Origin of the sequence: Cupriavidus sp. DL-D2 (assembly GCF_039710735.1) — a bacterium.
Taxonomy (GTDB): domain Bacteria; phylum Pseudomonadota; class Gammaproteobacteria; order Burkholderiales; family Burkholderiaceae; genus Cupriavidus.
Window position 1 is genome coordinate 15,685 of the sequence record NZ_JBDKXK010000001.1, and the last position, 15,837, is coordinate 31,521.

General features: G+C 63.2%; 15 protein-coding genes. 10 read left to right on the forward strand and 5 right to left on the reverse strand.

Going from position 1 to position 15,837, the window contains the following annotated elements; all coding sequences use genetic code 11:
* Positions 1–10: 10 nt before the first annotated feature.
* Positions 11–1,165 carry a quinolinate synthase NadA gene (gene nadA / locus ABDB81_RS00065; RefSeq protein ID WP_346809233.1) on the forward strand — a complete coding sequence of 385 codons (1,155 nt, stop codon included), beginning with the start codon at positions 11–13 and terminating at the stop codon, positions 1,163–1,165.
* Entirely contained in the window at positions 1,162–2,025 is an 864-nt protein-coding gene (nadC, locus tag ABDB81_RS00070) for a carboxylating nicotinate-nucleotide diphosphorylase (protein WP_346809235.1), read from the forward strand. The genes nadA and nadC overlap by 4 nt, the downstream gene beginning before the upstream one ends.
* An 81-nt stretch (positions 2,026–2,106) precedes the next feature.
* Here the strand turns inward: nadC and nadB are convergent, their stop codons facing one another.
* From nadB to rpmB, 3 genes are all read right to left on the reverse strand, one after another.
* The gene (gene nadB, locus ABDB81_RS00075) at positions 2,107–3,714 is read right to left on the reverse strand and encodes an L-aspartate oxidase (protein ID WP_137926107.1); all 1,608 of its coding nucleotides are present in this window, start codon (positions 3,712–3,714) and stop codon (positions 2,107–2,109) included.
* Positions 3,715–3,900: 186 nt separating this feature from the next.
* Complete coding sequence (gene rpmG, locus ABDB81_RS00080; protein ID WP_008644909.1) at positions 3,901–4,071, reverse strand: 50S ribosomal protein L33; 171 nt, start codon at positions 4,069–4,071, stop codon at positions 3,901–3,903.
* Between the two features lie 13 nt (positions 4,072–4,084).
* Entirely contained in the window at positions 4,085–4,318 is a 234-nt protein-coding gene (rpmB, locus tag ABDB81_RS00085; protein ID WP_006575661.1) for a 50S ribosomal protein L28, read from the reverse strand.
* A 340-nt stretch (positions 4,319–4,658) separates the two neighbouring features.
* Here rpmB and ABDB81_RS00090 point away from each other — a divergent pair, with 340 nt between their 5' ends.
* The 7 genes from ABDB81_RS00090 to ABDB81_RS00120 all read left to right on the forward strand — a co-directional run bounded on the left by ABDB81_RS00090 (position 4,659) and on the right by ABDB81_RS00120 (position 11,905).
* Complete coding sequence (locus ABDB81_RS00090) at positions 4,659–5,150, forward strand: peptidylprolyl isomerase (protein ID WP_160472922.1); 492 nt, start codon at positions 4,659–4,661, stop codon at positions 5,148–5,150.
* Between the two features lie 26 nt (positions 5,151–5,176).
* Positions 5,177–6,142: a 4-hydroxy-3-methylbut-2-enyl diphosphate reductase gene (gene ispH, locus ABDB81_RS00095; RefSeq protein ID WP_171020437.1), complete on the forward strand. Its 966-nt coding sequence runs from the start codon at positions 5,177–5,179 to the stop codon at positions 6,140–6,142.
* 705 nt (positions 6,143–6,847) lie between these two features.
* Positions 6,848–8,050: a branched-chain amino acid ABC transporter substrate-binding protein gene (locus tag ABDB81_RS00100; protein WP_137926110.1), complete on the forward strand. Its 1,203-nt coding sequence runs from the start codon at positions 6,848–6,850 to the stop codon at positions 8,048–8,050.
* Positions 8,051–8,266: 216 nt separating this feature from the next.
* Positions 8,267–9,202 carry a branched-chain amino acid ABC transporter permease gene (locus ABDB81_RS00105; RefSeq protein WP_137926111.1) on the forward strand — a complete coding sequence of 312 codons (936 nt, stop codon included), beginning with the start codon at positions 8,267–8,269 and terminating at the stop codon, positions 9,200–9,202.
* A gap of 16 nt (positions 9,203–9,218) precedes the next feature.
* Positions 9,219–10,373: an ABC transporter ATP-binding protein gene (locus tag ABDB81_RS00110; protein WP_137926112.1), complete on the forward strand. Its 1,155-nt coding sequence runs from the start codon at positions 9,219–9,221 to the stop codon at positions 10,371–10,373.
* A gap of 13 nt (positions 10,374–10,386) precedes the next feature.
* Complete coding sequence (locus tag ABDB81_RS00115; RefSeq protein WP_137926113.1) at positions 10,387–11,163, forward strand: ABC transporter ATP-binding protein; 777 nt, start codon at positions 10,387–10,389, stop codon at positions 11,161–11,163.
* Positions 11,164–11,188: 25 nt separating this feature from the next.
* On the forward strand, positions 11,189–11,905 hold the full coding sequence (locus ABDB81_RS00120; protein WP_137926114.1) for an ABC transporter ATP-binding protein: 717 nt from the start codon (positions 11,189–11,191) through the stop codon (positions 11,903–11,905).
* Between the two features lie 111 nt (positions 11,906–12,016).
* Here the strand turns inward: ABDB81_RS00120 and ABDB81_RS00125 are convergent, their stop codons facing one another.
* Entirely contained in the window at positions 12,017–13,204 is a 1,188-nt protein-coding gene (locus ABDB81_RS00125; RefSeq protein WP_137926115.1) for an acetylornithine transaminase, read from the reverse strand.
* 260 nt (positions 13,205–13,464) lie between these two features.
* Positions 13,465–14,520, reverse strand: a complete 1,056-nt coding sequence (locus ABDB81_RS00130; protein WP_137926116.1) for a CDP-6-deoxy-delta-3,4-glucoseen reductase — start codon at positions 14,518–14,520, stop codon at positions 13,465–13,467.
* Positions 14,521–14,530: 10 nt separating this feature from the next.
* On the opposite strand from ABDB81_RS00130, the gene ABDB81_RS00135 reads away from it, so the two are divergent.
* Positions 14,531–15,571 (forward strand): NAD-dependent epimerase/dehydratase family protein, encoded by a 1,041-nt coding sequence (locus tag ABDB81_RS00135; protein WP_346809240.1) that lies wholly within the window; start codon positions 14,531–14,533, stop codon positions 15,569–15,571.
* The last annotated feature ends 266 nt before the right edge of the window (positions 15,572–15,837 follow it).

The following is a 15,837-nucleotide window of genomic DNA, read 5'->3' on the forward strand; positions in this document are numbered from 1 at the left end:
ATGTGAAGAGATGACCCCCCAAACGATCAAGACCGTCGAGTTCGAGAAGCCGAACCTGACGGATGCCGAAAGCGCTGCCAGCGGCAGTTGTGTGGCCCATGCCTGGGCCAAAGTGCCTCCCGCGATCACCCCGGACGAACGTGCCGCGCTGAAGGACCGCATTCGCAGACTGCTCAAGGAGCGCAACGCGGTGCTGGTTGCGCATTATTACGTCGATGCCGACTTGCAGGATCTGGCAGAAGAGACGGGCGGCTGTGTGTCGGACTCGCTGGAGATGGCTCGCTTCGGCCGCGATCACGCCGCACAGACGCTGGTGGTGGCCGGGGTCCGCTTCATGGGCGAGACCGCCAAGATTCTGAGTCCCGAGAAGACCATCCTGATGCCTGACCTTGATGCGACATGCTCGCTCGATCTCGGCTGTCCGGCGGATGAGTTCACCGCGTTTTGTGACGCTCACCCCGATCGCACCGTGGTGGTCTACGCGAACACCAGTGCCGCGGTGAAAGCTCGCGCGGACTGGATGGTGACGTCGAGCATCGGCCTGAAGATCGTCGAGCACCTGCATGCGCAGGGCAAGAAGATCCTCTGGGCGCCGGACAAGCATCTGGGCAGCTACATCCAGAAGGAAACCGGCGCCGACATGCTGCTGTGGCAGGGCTCGTGCCTGGTGCATGACGAGTTCAAGGGCATCGAACTGGACCTGCTGCGCCGCGAGCATCCGAAGGCGAAGATCCTCGTGCATCCGGAGTCGCCGGCCAACGTGGTGGAACAGGCCGATGTCATCGGCTCGACGAGCCAGTTGATCGCCGCCGCGCAGAATCTCGATGCCAATGAGTTCATCGTGGCCACCGACAACGGCATCCTGCACAAGATGCGGATGGCCGCGCCAGGCAAGGTCTTCATCGAAGCCCCGACAGCGGGCAACAGCGCAACGTGCAAGAGCTGCGCGCACTGCCCGTGGATGGCGATGAATGCCCTCACGAATCTGGCGGAAGTGCTGGAGACGGGGCGCAACGAGATCCACGTCGATCCAGTCATTGGCCGCAAGGCGGTGGTCTGCATCGATCGCATGCTCGATTTCGCCGCCGCGCAGAAGGTCAATGTACGTCCCGCTGCCGACCTCGCCACGGAAGGCGCGCTGTTCCAGGGAGTGGGTCCGGCATGAGCGTGAATCCGATTTTCGATAGTTACGGTCCCGCGCTGGCGGTGGCGCTCGACGCCAATGTGAAAGCGGCCATCGCCGAGGATGTGGGTTCCGGTGACTTGACCGGTCTGCTGGTGCCGGCCGACAAGCTGGTGCAGGCGCGCGTGATCGTGCGTGAATCGGCAGTGCTGTGCGGACGGCCATGGTTCGAGGCCAGCATGATAGCCGTGGACGAACGGCTGCGCGTGACGTGGCACAAGGAAGAGGGCGCGCGGATGTCGCCCGACGAACTGGTGTGCGAAATCGCGGGTCCGGCGCGCGCGCTGCTGACCGCCGAACGTCCGTCGCTGAACTTCCTGCAACTGCTCTCCGGTGTCGCCACGGCCACGCGTCGTTATGCAGATCTGATTGCCGGCACGCGCGCACGCGTGCTCGATACCCGCAAGACCCTGCCGGGCCTGCGGCTCGCACAAAAATATGCGGTGAAGGTGGGCGGCGGCGAGAACCAGCGGCTGGCGCTCTATGACGGCATCCTGATCAAGGAAAACCACATTGCCGCTGCAGGCAGCATCACGGCGGCGGTGCAGGCTGCGCTAGCACTGGGCGCCGATGCCTCGATCCAGGTCGAAGTCGAATCGATTGCCGAATTGCAGGAAGCGCTGGAGGCTGGTGCGAGATCCATCCTGATCGACAACTTCACCGTGGACATGATGCGCGAAGCCGTAGCGGTCAATCGCGAACGTGCATTGCTGGAAGTGTCGGGTGGCGTGAACTACGAATCGATCCGCCAGTTCGCCGAAACCGGCGTGGACCGTATCTCGGTGGGCGCGCTGACGAAGGATGTCAGGGCGACGGACTACTCGTTGCGGGTGGTGGGGTAGGTAGTTTCTTCCCCTCCGCAGTTTTGGCTCCCCTCTCCCGCCGTGCGGGAGGGGGGAGAAAACAATTGGTGGGGCGAAAGGTTAACGCCGGCTCGCCCGTCCCGCTCGCCCACTCAACGGCTGCAACACCGAAGGCAGCGCCTTCGGCAAGGTGTCCGGATAGTCGCGGCTGAAATGCAATCCGCGACTTTCATGGCGTGAATACGCGCTTTCCACGATCATCGACGCCACTTCCACAAGATTGCGTAGCTCCAGCAGGTCGCGCGTCACGCGGAAGTTCGCGTAGTACTCGGCAATTTCCTCACGCAACAACCCGATGCGATGTTGCGCACGTTCCAGCCGCTTGTCCGTGCGCACGATGCCGACGTAGTTCCACATCATCCGGCGCAGCTCATCCCAGTTGTGCGACACCACTACTTCCTCATCCGCATCGGACACGCGGCTCTCGTCCCAGGCGGGCAAGGCGATGTCCGGCGCGCCTGCCTTGCCATGCGCAGCGATGTCGACGGCCGCAGCCTGGCCGATTACCATGCATTCCAGCAGGGAGTTCGATGCGAGCCGGTTGGCCCCGTGCAGGCCGGTGCAACCGGTTTCGCCCACGGCATACAGGTTGCCGATGTCGGTGCGGCCCGCCGTGTCGGTCACCACGCCGCCGCAGGTGTAGTGCGCAGCCGGTACGACGGGAATGGGCTGTTTCGTGATGTCGATGCCCAGTTCAAGGCAGCGCGCGTGAATCGTCGGGAAGTGTTCCTTCAGGAACGATTCGGGCTGATGTGTGATGTCGAGGTAGACGCAATCGAGGCCGCGCTTTTTCATCTCGAAGTCGATGGCGCGCGCCACCACGTCGCGCGGCGCCAACTCTGCGCGGTCGTCGTGGGCAGGCATGAACCGCGTACCGTCAGGCAGCTTGAGCAGGCCGCCTTCGCCGCGCACCGCCTCCGAAATCAGGAAAGACTTTGCGTACGGATGGTAGAGGCAAGTCGGGTGGAACTGGATGAACTCCATGTTCGCCACGCGGCAGCCCGCGCGCCACGCCATGGCGATGCCATCACCGGTAGCGGTATCGGGGTTGGTCGTATAGAGATAGACCTTGCCGGCGCCGCCAGCAGCCAGCACGGTTTGCGTGGCGGTGATCGTGTGGACTTCGTCGGTCGCCGCGTCGAGTACGTAAAGACCGTAGCAGCGGTTGCCGGGCAGGCCCAGTTTTGCCGACGTGATGAGATCGATCGCGAACTGGTCTTCGAGGATCGTGATGTTCGGATGCTTGCGCGCCTGCTCGGTGAGCGTGGAGACCACGGCGTGACCGGTGGCATCGGCGGCGTGGATGATGCGTCGATGGCTGTGGCCGCCTTCGCGCGTCAGGTGGAAACCAAGTTCGGCCTGGGCGTCGCGCGTGAACGGCACGCCTCGGTCGATCAGCCACTGGATCGCATCGCGGCCATGTTCGACGATATAGCGCGTGGCCTCCTCATCGCAGAGTCCTGCGCCAGCGACCAGCGTGTCCTGCGTATGCTCGGCGTGACTGTCGCCGGAGTCCAGTACTGCAGCGATTCCACCCTGCGCCCAGTCGCTCGCCCCGGCTGTCATGCTGCGCTTGCTCAGGATAACTACCTTGTGGGTATCGGCAAGTTGCAGCGCGACGGTAAGGCCGGCCAGACCGCTGCCGACAATCGCGACATCGAAGTTCATGGTGCGGGGGATCGCCTGGGGCGAATGGGCGTGTGGGGACCGGGAAGTCTACACCCGACTGCCACAATCCTGACATCTTTCCCTTGTACGACAAGGGTTGCAGGGTGCGGCAGGCTCGGAAAGCGCGTCCCCACAATGCAAAAAGCCTCGCGGATGCGAGGCTTTCGGCTGGATACCACGGATCAATTACTTGATCTTGGTTTCCTTGTAAGGCACGTGCTTACGGGCGACGGGATCGAACTTCGAGATCTCCATCTTTTCCGGCATGGTGCGCTTGTTCTTGGTGGTCGTGTAGAAATGACCGGTACCTGCGGTCGATTCCAGCTTGATCTTGTCGCGTCCGCCTTTGCTGGCCATGGTGTACTCCTAATTAGACTTCGCCACGTGCGCGCAGATCTGCGAGCACGGAGTCGATGCCTTTCTTGTCGATCAGGCGCAGACCGGCGTTCGAGACGCGCAGGCTCACCCAGCGGTTTTCCGATTCAACGAAGAAGCGGCGGTTCTGCAGATTGGGCAGAAAACGGCGCTTGGTCTTGTTGTTTGCGTGGGAAACGTTGTTGCCGACCATCGGCGCTTTCCCGGTCACTTGACAGACGCGTGCCATGAAGCACTCCTAAATCTTATTCGTGGACAATGTTCGCAACAGATCAACAAAAGGCGCGCGGGCCCGGACTGCAGCGGATTGGTAATTCAGCAAGACGAACATTATAGACCGGAAACAAGCGGCGAATCAATGCCTTCCGATGGGTTCGGAAGAAGACTGTTGCGCTGTGCCGCCAGCATCACGTTGCAAGTGGTGCGTCGGAAAGCCGGTCTGGTTCTGGACATCGCACTGACTGATGCGTACTGCGATGCGGGCCACACTGTAATAGGGGAACCGGGCAATGTCCAGCGCCAGAGCGCCGGAGTCGCATACAATGGCGGCTGTTGACTGGTTGACTCACATGACTCTGCAAACTGCTGCACCGGCCGCGGCCCCCAGCGGCACCGCCGCACGCAAGACCGTACAGGTCGATTCCTTCCTGACGCTTCACTACAGCATCTCCCTCGAGAACGGTACCGAAGTTGTCAGTACCTTCGAGGAAAAGCCCGCCACGCTGTTGCTGGGCCAGGGGCAGTTTGCCCCGACGCTCGAACAGGCATTGCTCGGCATGCCCGAGGGCGAGCGCATGACTTACCGTCTGGCGCCGGAGTTGGCGTTTGGCCCGCGCAATCCCGAACTGCTGCAGTGGGTCTCGCTGGCCACGCTGCGCGAGAACAGCTCGTTCGAAGAGGAATACAGTCCCGGCGATCTCGTCGAATTCAATGCACCCGGCGGCGGCAAGTACGCTGGCGTGCTCAAGGAATACGGCGACACTGCGGCACTCTTCGACTTCAATCACCCGCTGGCCGGACAGACGATTCTGTTCGACGTCCAGCTGATCGGAATACTCTGATGTCTGCCGTGGCAATGGAACGCAGCATGACCGATACCACCACCTCCGCCGATGCGGAGATCCTCATGGCGCAACCGCGCGGCTTCTGTGCTGGCGTGGACCGCGCCATCGAGATTGTCGAGCGCGCGCTGGCGCTGTTCGGTGCGCCGATCTACGTGCGTCACGAGATCGTGCACAACGCCTACGTGGTGGCCGACCTGCGCAAGAAGGGCGCAATCTTCATCGACGAACTGGAGGAAGTCCCCTCCGGTTCGACGGTCATCTTCAGTGCGCATGGCGTGTCCAAGGAAGTGCGCGCCGACGCGGCGCGTCGCGGCCTGACGATATTCGATGCCACCTGCCCGCTGGTGACCAAGGTCCACGTCGAGGTGGGCAAGATGCGCGCGGAAGGTTGCGAGATCATCATGATCGGCCACAAGGGGCACCCCGAAGTGGAAGGCACGATGGGGCAGTCCGAGGCGGGCATGCTGCTGGTGGAGTCCGTCGAGGACGTGCAGGCGCTGACGGTGGCAGACCCGACGCAACTGGCCTATGTCACGCAGACCACGCTGTCGGTAGATGAGACCGCGGAGATCGTGCTGGCGCTCAAGGCGCGGTTTCCGCAGATTCGCGAGCCCAAGAAGCAGGACATCTGCTATGCCACGCAGAACCGCCAGGATGCCGTGAAGTTCATGGTGCCCCAGGTGGAAGTCGTGATCGTGGTGGGCAGCCCGAACAGCTCGAACTCCAATCGCCTGCGTGAACTGGCAGACCGCCTGGGTGTGCCGGCCTACATGGTCGACGATCCTGACCAGCTCAAGCCGGAGTGGGTCGCGGGCAAGCGCCGTATCGGCCTGACCGCCGGTGCATCGGCGCCCGAGGTGCTGGCGCAAGCCATCGTCGAGCGCCTGCGCACGTTTGGCGTGAAGTCCGTGCGTGCCCTGGAAGGCGTCGAGGAGAACATGTCGTTCCCGCTGCCGCGTGGATTGGCGAACCTGACGCCGGGCGCCTGACCACGCCAGGGCGCTCCGTGCGCCCATCTGCTTACGAACGCCGCTGCGCCTCCGCCAGCGGCGTTTTTGTTTTTGCGCTGTGCCGTGTGACGACTGTTTGATGCGGGCGCGTGCCCGTCGCCCATGCCGCGCACCGACGCGGTGCGCGCCGCTATTGCGCTATACAACAGACATTCAAAGCCGCTTTCGCGCGCGGTTATTTGTCCAAATCCCCGCAAACCCGCATTCCACCGTCGGAATTCTCCGATTAATAGCGGAATAACCCCATGCTTGACCAAACAATATCAGGGTAATCCCGATGACTGGGGTTTTCCCTATTATGGTGCGCCGTTGCATTCTGCACATTAGAGATGTTGCTCGATATATGAAATGAAATGCCTAATTAATTAAGCGGGCATTATGGGTGGCGCTGGAGAAGCTTCATCCGTGCCGAATGCGCCTCTGCAGGCGCTGTAGGCACGATTCTTGAAAGGGAAGGAGACGGGTCCGCCAAGTTGGCTTTGATTGCCCCAATCTGTGCATTGGGGAAATTCCCTAGCTCATTTGGTGGGTAAAAGGTTCAGGTTGTTGCGTCGCGTATTGCATCCTCAAAGAAAGGGGATACAATGCGCGCGTTTCAAATTGAAACTAATCAAAGGCGGTCCAGGGATTACGTCCGGGAGGCGTAACTAAAACCCTGTTTTTGTGAATCCTAGGAGATCACTCATGCAATTCACGTTTGCCAAGATTCTGCCGATCGCGGCCGCTGTGGCGCTGGTCGCTGCATGTGGCAAGAAAGAAGAAAAGCCGGTTGACACGGCAGCCTCCGCACCGGCCGCTGCGGCCCCCGCAGCAGGTGGTGGCGATGTCGTCGTCAAGATCGGCCACGCCGCTCCGCTGACTGGCGGCATTGCCCACCTTGGCAAGGACAACGAAAACGGCGCGCGCCTGGCCGTCGAGGAAGTGAACAAGGCCGGCCTGGAAGTCGGCGGCAAGAAGATCAAGCTGGAACTGGTGGGCGAAGATGACGCCGCCGATCCGAAGACCGGTACCGCCGTGGCCCAGAAGCTCGTGGACGCCAAGGTCGTGGCCGTTGTGGGCCACCTGAACTCGGGCGTGTCGATTCCGGCCTCGAAGATCTACAGCGATGCCGGCATCGTCCAGATCTCGCCGTCGTCGACCAACCCCGACTACACGAAGCAGGGCTTCAAGACCACGTACCGCGTGGTGGCCACCGATGCCCAGCAGGGTCCGGCACTGGCCAACTACGCCGCCAAGAGCCTGAACGCCAAGAGCGTGGCCATCGTCGACGATGCCACCGCCTACGGCAAGGGCCTGGCCGACGAGTTCGAGAAGACCGCCAAGGCTGCAGGCGTGAATGTGGTGGCACGTGAAGCCACCAACGACAAGGCCACGGACTTCAAGGCCATTCTGACCAAGATCAAGGGCAAGAAGCCGGACGTGATCATGTACGGCGGCATGGATGCCACCGGTGGTCCGTTCACCAAGCAGGCCAAGGAACTGGGCATCACCTCGAAGATCGTGGGTGGCGACGGCGTTTGCACGGACAAGGTGGCCGAACTGGCTGGCGATGCCGTGACGAACCTGATCTGCTCGGAAGCAGGCCTGGCCCTGTCGAAGATGGAAAACGGCGCCGACTTCCAGAAGCGCTACCAGGCTCGTTTCAACGCACCGGTGCAGATCTACGCACCGTTCACCTACGACGCCGTGATGGTGATCGTGGACGCGATGAAGCGTGCCAACTCGGCTGAACCGGCTGCCATCCTGGCCGAAATGCCCAAGACGAACTACAAGGGCGTGATCGGCAACATCGCCTTTGACGAAAAGGGCGACATGAAGGAAGGCACCATCACGCTGTACGAGTACAAGGACAAGAAGAAGTCCGTCCTCGACGTCGTGAAGATGTAATCCGGGCTTACCGGCCCACCTGAACGGCACCGTGATGACATTGCGGTGCCGTTCTTTTTAGTCTCGCCAACGTGTTAGCGGCATCCTTACCATGGATGGAACAGGGCGGGCAGCACACCAGCAACTGAGTACAACCTACCCTTACCATCCACATTACCGTCCCATCCACGGCATCCACACCATGCCGGCCGGAGCGGGGCCGAAGCAGGAGTTTTCATGGATATCTTTATCCAGCAGATCGTGAACGGTCTGGTGCTCGGCAGCATCTACGCGCTGATCGCACTGGGCTACACCATGGTCTACGGCATTCTGGGCATCATCAACTTCGCTCACGGCGATGTGCTGATGATTGGCGCGCTGACCGCATTGTCGGCAATTCTTGGGCTGCAGAAATTTGCACCCGGCCTGCCCGAATGGCTGACGCTGGTGATCGCCACGCTGATCGCCATGCCTGTCTGTGCAGTCCTCTCGTACACCATTGAACGCGTAGCCTACCGGCCGTTGCGCAATGCGCCGCGCCTGGCTCCGCTGATCACCGCGATCGGCGTCTCGATCATCCTCCAGACCGTGGGGATGCTGATCTGGTCGCGCAACCCGCTCACGTTCCCGCAACTGCTGCCCTCGGAACCGATCGACATCGGCTCTACTGGCGCCACCATCACCGGCAAGGAAATGGTCATCATCGGCCTGGCCGTGATGGTCATGTCCGGCCTGCTGGCCCTGGTGAACCGCACCAAGCTCGGCCGCGCCATGCGCGCCACCGCCGAGAACCAGAAGGTGGCGGGCCTGATGGGCGTGAACCCCAACTTCGTGATTTCGGCCACGTTCATGATCGGTGCCGCGCTGGCAGCGCTGGCAGGCGTGATGATGGCGACGAACTACGGTAATGCGCACTTCTACATGGGTTTCATCCCCGGCCTGAAGGCGTTCACCGCCGCAGTGCTGGGCGGCATCGGCAACCTGGCAGGCGCCATGGTGGGCGGCATGCTGCTGGGGCTGATCGAGGCACTGGGTGCCGGCTACATCGGTGATCTGACGAATGGTGTGTTCGGCTCGAACTACCAGGACGTCTTTGCGTTCATCGTGCTGATCATCGTGCTCGTCTTCCGTCCGTCCGGCATCATGGGCGAACGCGTGGCCGACCGCGCCTGAGGGAGGAGACCGAATCATGAACGCTCCAATCCAATCCGCAGCCGTGGCCGCGCCGTCGCGCGTCCCGGCCAAGACCCTGGCAGCCCTGCTGGGATTCCTCGTCATCGCGCTGTGCGCACCGTTCTTCGTCCAGACATTCGGCGGCAACTACTGGGTGCGCGTGCTGGACTTCGCGCTGCTCTACATCATGCTGGCGCTGGGCCTGAATATCGTGGTGGGCTTTGCCGGCCTGCTCGACCTGGGCTACATCGCGTTCTACGCGGTAGGCGCCTACTGCATGGCGCTGCTCGGCTCGCCGCACCTGGCCAACCAGTTCGAGTGGATCCAGCAGCTGTTTCCGAACGGCATCCACCTGACGATGTGGCTGGTGTTGCCAATAGCGATTCTCGTGGCGGCCACGTTCGGCGTGCTGCTGGGGGCGCCTACGCTGAAGTTGCGGGGCGACTACCTGGCCATCGTGACGCTGGGCTTCGGTGAAATCATCCGTATCTTCATGAACAACTTGGACCGTCCGGTGAACATCACCAACGGGCCCAAGGGCATCACGGCGGTGGACCCGGTCCACATCTTCGGATTCGACTTCTCGAAATCGCACGAGATCTTCGGGATGAAGTTCACGCCGGTGTTCATGTATTACTACCTGCTGGTGTTCCTGGTCATCGTGATCGTGTTCGTCTGCCTGCGCCTGCAGAACTCGCGGATCGGACGCGCCTGGGTGGCCATCCGTGAAGACGAGATCGCGGCCAAGGCCATGGGCATCAACACCCGCAACATGAAGCTGCTGGCGTTTGCCATGGGCGCATCGTTCGGCGGTGCCTCGGGTGCCGTGTTCGGCGCGTTCCAGGGCTTCGTGTCGCCGGAATCTTTCACGCTGTGGGAATCGATCTACATCCTGGCCATCGTGGTGCTGGGCGGCATGGGCCATATCCCGGGCGTGATCCTGGGCGGCATCCTGCTGGTGGGCTTCCAGGAACTGCTGCGCGTGGTGGCGGAGCCGATGCAGACGGGCCTGTTCGGCCATGTGATCGTCGATGCGGAAGTGCTGCGTCAGCTGCTGTTCGGTCTGGCCCTGGTGGGTGTGATGCTGTATCGCCCGGCGGGCCTGTGGCCGTCGCCGCGCAAGGAAGATCGTCCGGTGGTGCGCCGGGCGGGCAGCGTGGGCCGTTTCTGAACAGGGGGATAACATGAGCAATTCCGATTTCCTCCTGTCCGTTCAGGGGGTCAACAAGCGTTTCGGCGGCCTGCAGGCGTTGTCCGATGTGGGCCTGCAGATCAAGCCCGGTGAAATCTATGGCCTGATCGGCCCGAACGGTGCGGGCAAGACCACGTTCTTCAATGTGATCACGGGCCTGTACACGCCGGATTCCGGCGAGTTCGTGCTGGGCGGCAAGCCGTACCAGCCCACGGCCGTGCATGAAGTGGCGCGGACCGGCATCGCACGTACGTTCCAGAACATCCGCCTGTTCGGCGAGATGACCGCGCTGGAAAACGTCATGGTGGGCCGCCACGTGCGGACCAAGGCCGGCATCTTCGGCGCCGTCTTCCGTCCGCCTTCGGTGCGTCGTGAAGAAGAAGGCATCGAGGACATGGCGCACGACCTGCTGGATTACGTGGGCATTGGCAAGTACGCCAACTTCACGTCGCGCAACCTGTCGTACGGCCACCAGCGCCGTCTGGAGATCGCCCGCGCGCTGGCTACCGAGCCGAAGCTTCTGGCGCTGGACGAACCGGCAGCCGGCATGAACGCCACCGAGAAGGTGGAGTTGCGCGGCCTGCTGGAGAAGATCAAGAACGATGGCAAGACCATCCTGCTGATCGAGCACGACGTGAAGCTGGTGATGGGTCTGTGCAACCGCCTGACCGTGCTCGATTACGGCAAGGTCATCGCGCAGGGCCTGCCGCACGAAGTCCAGAACAATCCTGCCGTGATCGAGGCTTACCTCGGCGCGTCGGCGCACTAAGGCCAGAAAGGCAGGAGCAAAGCAAATGACACAGACGATCCTGAAGATTTCCGGCCTGAAGGTGGCCTACGGCGGCATCCAGGCCGTCAAGGGCGTGGACCTGGAGATCCACGACGGCGAGCTCGTCACGCTGATCGGTGCCAATGGTGCCGGCAAGACCACGACCATGAAGGCCATCACCGGTCTGCAGGGCTGGGCGGGCGGCGACGTGGAGTACATGGGCAAATCCATCAAGGGCGTACCCAGCTACAAGCTGCTCAAGCAGGGGCTGGCGATGGTGCCGGAAGGCCGCGGCGTGTTCGCGCGCATGACCATCACCGAGAACCTGCAGATGGGCGCGTACACGCGCGACGACGAGGCCGGCATCAAGGCTGACATCGACCGCATGTTCGAGACCTTCCCGCGACTCAAGGAGCGTGCGAACCAGCTGGCCGGCACGATGTCCGGCGGCGAGCAGCAGATGCTGGCGATGGCGCGTGCGCTGATGAGCCAGCCGAAGCTGCTGCTGCTGGATGAACCGTCGATGGGTCTCTCGCCAATCATGGTCGAGAAGATCTTCGAGGTGGTGCGCACCGTCTCCGCACAAGGCGTGACCGTGCTGCTGGTGGAGCAGAACGCGCGCCTGGCGCTGCAGGCTGCGCATCGCGGCTACGTGATGGAGTCGGGCTTGGTGACGATGAGCGGTGACGCCAAGCAGATGCTGGATGACCCGAAGGTGAGGGCGGCGTATCTGGGGGAGTGAGCTCCCTGCCGCTGGGTTTCTCCCCTCTCCCACAAAGTGGGAGAGGGGAGCAAACAATCGGTCGACCTCTCGGCAATGAAAAAACCCGCTTCGCAGCGGGTTTTTTCATTCTTACGCCAACTTCTTCAGCAGCTCGCGCAGCATGCCGATCATCTGGTCGATCTCCTCGCGGGTCACGTTCAGGGCCGGCATGAAGCGCAGCAGGTTGGGGCGCGGGGCATTCAGCAGCAGGCCGGTCGGGTTCATCTCGCGCGCTTCTTCCACGATCTGCGGACCGATGTCCTTGCCCAGCACCAGTGCGCGCAGCAGACCTTCACCGCGCTCGCCGCCGAGGCCGAACTCGGCCGACAGCGCCAGCAGTTGCTCGCTCAGGTAGGCGGACTTGGCCTTCACGTCGTCGAGGAAGCCCGGCGCGGTCAGTTGCGAAATCACCGAGCTGCCCACGGCGGTCATCAGCGGGTTGCCGTTGTAGGTGCCGCCCTGGTCGCCGGCTTCGAAGCTGGCCACATCGCTCTTGCACAGCAGGGCCGACAGCGGCACGCCGCCGCCGATGCCCTTGCCCAGCGTCATGATGTCCGGTTCCACGCCCGAGAGTTCGTAGGCGAACAGCGTGCCGCAGCGGCCGCAGCCGGTTTGCACTTCATCGACGATGAACAGCAGCTTGTGCTTGTCGGCCAGCGCGCGCAGGCCCTGCATGAACTCGCGCGTGGCGGGGATCACGCCGCCTTCGCCTTGCACCGGTTCCAGCATGATGCCGACGGTCTTGTCGGTGATCAGTGCCTCGACCGAAGCCAGGTTGTTCAGCTCGGCCTTGGGGAAGCCCGGCACCTGGGGTGCGAAGATCGTGTCCCAGCCAGCCTTGCCCGAAGCGCTCATGGTCGCCAGCGTGCGGCCATGGAAGCTGTGGTCCATCGTGATGATCTCGAACGCGCCGTTCTTGTGCTTGCGGCCCCACTTGCGCGCCAGCTTGATCGCGCCTTCATTGGCTTCGGCGCCGCTGTTGGCGAAGAAGACCTTGTCGAAGCAGCTGTTGTCGGTCAGTTGCTGGGCGAGCTTCAGCATCGGCTCGTTGTAGAACGCGGGGCTCGGGTTCAGCAGCTTGCGCGCCTGCTTTTCCAGCGCCTCGATCATGCCTTCGTTCGAATGGCCCAGCGAGTTGACGGCCCAGCCCTGCACGAAGTCCAGGTATCGCTTGCCGTTATGGTCCGTCAGCCACGAGCCCTTGCCTTCGGTGAAGACCAGCTCGGGACGGTTGGTGATGTACATCAGGGACTGGACGGGGAACTCAGCAAATGCCATGGCGGACTCCTGGGGTCGGCATGAAACGATGGACGGAGAAAAGCAAAAAGCCACGGGGGTTGCCCGTGGCTTGTCGACCTGAACAGACGCTATCTGCGGTCAGCCGCGCGGCACCCCGGTGGGGAGCAACGTACGTGCGCGGCGTCGGATGATGGCGGTGTTCATGGCGGCCAATATAAGGCGCATGCGCCCGGGTGTCAAAGCGAAATATGGCAGACCCGGGTGGCATTGTTGTGTCGGCGGAACGCGCGCGGCCCGGCTTAGGCCGCGCCGGCCGGGTGCAGATCGGCCTCGGACGTGAACGAATCGGCGAAGAACGCGTCCTCGTGAAGCTTGCACTGCGCGGAGAAATCCGTGCGTGCGGCGTTGACCATGACTGGCGCACCGCAGGCGTAGACCTCGTGGTTCGACAGATCCGGATGGTCGGCCATCACAGCCTGGTGCACGAAGCCCGTGCGACCGGACCAGTTGTCCTCGGCCGTGGCGTTCGAGATCACGGGCACGTACTGGAAGTTCGGCAGATCGCGGGCCCATTGCTCGCACAGCGCGTGCATGTACAGGTCCTGCGGACGGCGCCCGCCCCAGTACAGCGTCATCGGGCGCGTGATGCCGGTATAGGCGGCGTGCTCGACGATGGCCTTGATCGGCGCGAAGCCGGTGCCCGACGCCAGCAGGACGATGGGCTTGTCCGAATCCTCGCGCAGGAAGAAGCTGCCCAGCGGACCTTCGAAGCGCAGGATGTCGCGCTCCTTCATGGCCGGCATGCCTTCCTTGGCGCCGAACACGTAGTCCGTGAACGTGCCGCCCGGCATGTGGCGGATGTGCAACTCGATCGGGCCTTCCTCATGCGGAGGCGTGGCGATGGAGTAGCTGCGGCGCTTGCCGTCGCGCAACAGGAATTCCACGTACTGGCCGGCCAGGAACTGCATGCGCTCGGTGGCGGGCAGTTGCAGCTTGATGGCGATGACGTCGTCGGCAAGGCGCTCCAGCGAGGCGACGCGGCACGGCACCTTCTTGATGGGAATGTCACCGGCGCCGTGGACTTCGCGGCACTCGATGGTGATGTCCGACGTGGCGTTGGCGCAGCAGAAAAGGGCGCGGCCCTCGGTCTTTTCCTGCGCCGTCAGTGCCGAGGCGGCGTGGTCGCCCTGGTGGATCGTGCCTTCGGTCACGCGGCCCTTGCAGGACCCGCATGCACCGTTCTTGCAGCCGTACGGCAGGCCGATGCTATGGCGCAGCGCGGCGCCCAGGATGGTTTCGTCGGCAGCCACTTCGAACTTGTGGCCACTCGGCATGACGGTAACTTGATAAGCCATAATCGGGTCTATGAACCAAATTCTGTCGCCGCAAGCGGCGTTGTCTTCCCCGGGTGTGCGGCACGCGCGGCAGGGGCGCCGGCTGGGCCGTCCGCGCCTGCTGATCGTGGGCTGCGGTGACGTCGGCACGCGCGTCCTGCGCCTCCTGTCCACGCGGATGCGTGTGTTCGCCGTCACATCTCAGCCCTCGCGCCGGGACGCGCTGCGTCAGGCCGGTGCAGTGCCGCTGGTAGCCGATCTGGATCAGCCCGCCACGCTGTCACGCCTGGCGCATCTCGCGAGTCGCGTGATGAACCTGGCGCCGCCGCCCGGTCAGGGCGATGGCGATCCACGGTCGCGCGCGTTGCTGGGGACGTTGCGGCGCGCGGCCTGGCGCCGGGCGCGGACCATGCGTTATGGCACCAGTCCCGGCGAGGCCGCCATTCTACCCGAGCGGGGCTGGCACCGCGCGTTTGAGGCGTCCACGCGCCACCGCGCCAACGGGGCGTACATCTACGCCAGCACGACCGGCGTCTATGGCGACCGCGGCGGGGCCCGCGTCAAGGAATTCCACGCGGTCCGGCCGCAGACTGCCCGTGCGCGCCGACGCGTGGCGGCGGAGTCGGCGGTGCGGCGCTTTGGGCGCGATGCGGGCTGGCGCGCAAGCATCGTCCGGATTCCCGGCATCTACGCCGAAGACCGCTTGCCGGTGGCCCGCCTGAACAAGGGCACGCCGGCGTTGGCGCCCCAGGACGATGTCTACACCAGCCATATCCACGCCGACGATCTGGCCCGCACGATGATCGCATCGCTCTGGCGCGGACGTCCCCAGCGCGTGGTCCATGCCAGCGACGACACGGAACTGCGCATGGCCGACTACTTCGACCTCGTGGCCGACCGCAAGGGTTTGCCACGCCCGCCTCGCATCAGCCGCCAGCAGGCGCGCGAGACCATCGACGCCAACCTCCTGAGCTTCATGAGCGAATCGCGCCGACTGGACAACGGTCGGCTGAAGCGGGAATTGCGGGTGAGGTTGAAGTATCCGACGGTGGCGGCGTTTTTTGATCGCTGAGGTCTGAATCTCCGGTGGTTTCTCCTCTCTCCCGCGAGGTGGGAGAGGGGCGGGGGAGAGGGCCAGCGGTGCAAATTGTGATGTGGTCGGCAAGCAGACCCTCCCGCCCTCTCCCCTAACCCCTCTCCCACTTCGCGGGAGAGGGGAATAACACAAGCGGGTTTGTGAGGCATGGCTCTTGCTCTTCTCTCCGTCTAGCCATCCTGTCTATACAACATTGGTGCATCCCTGCGCCCAATCGTCCATTTCCGGTGCACGTCCTCAGG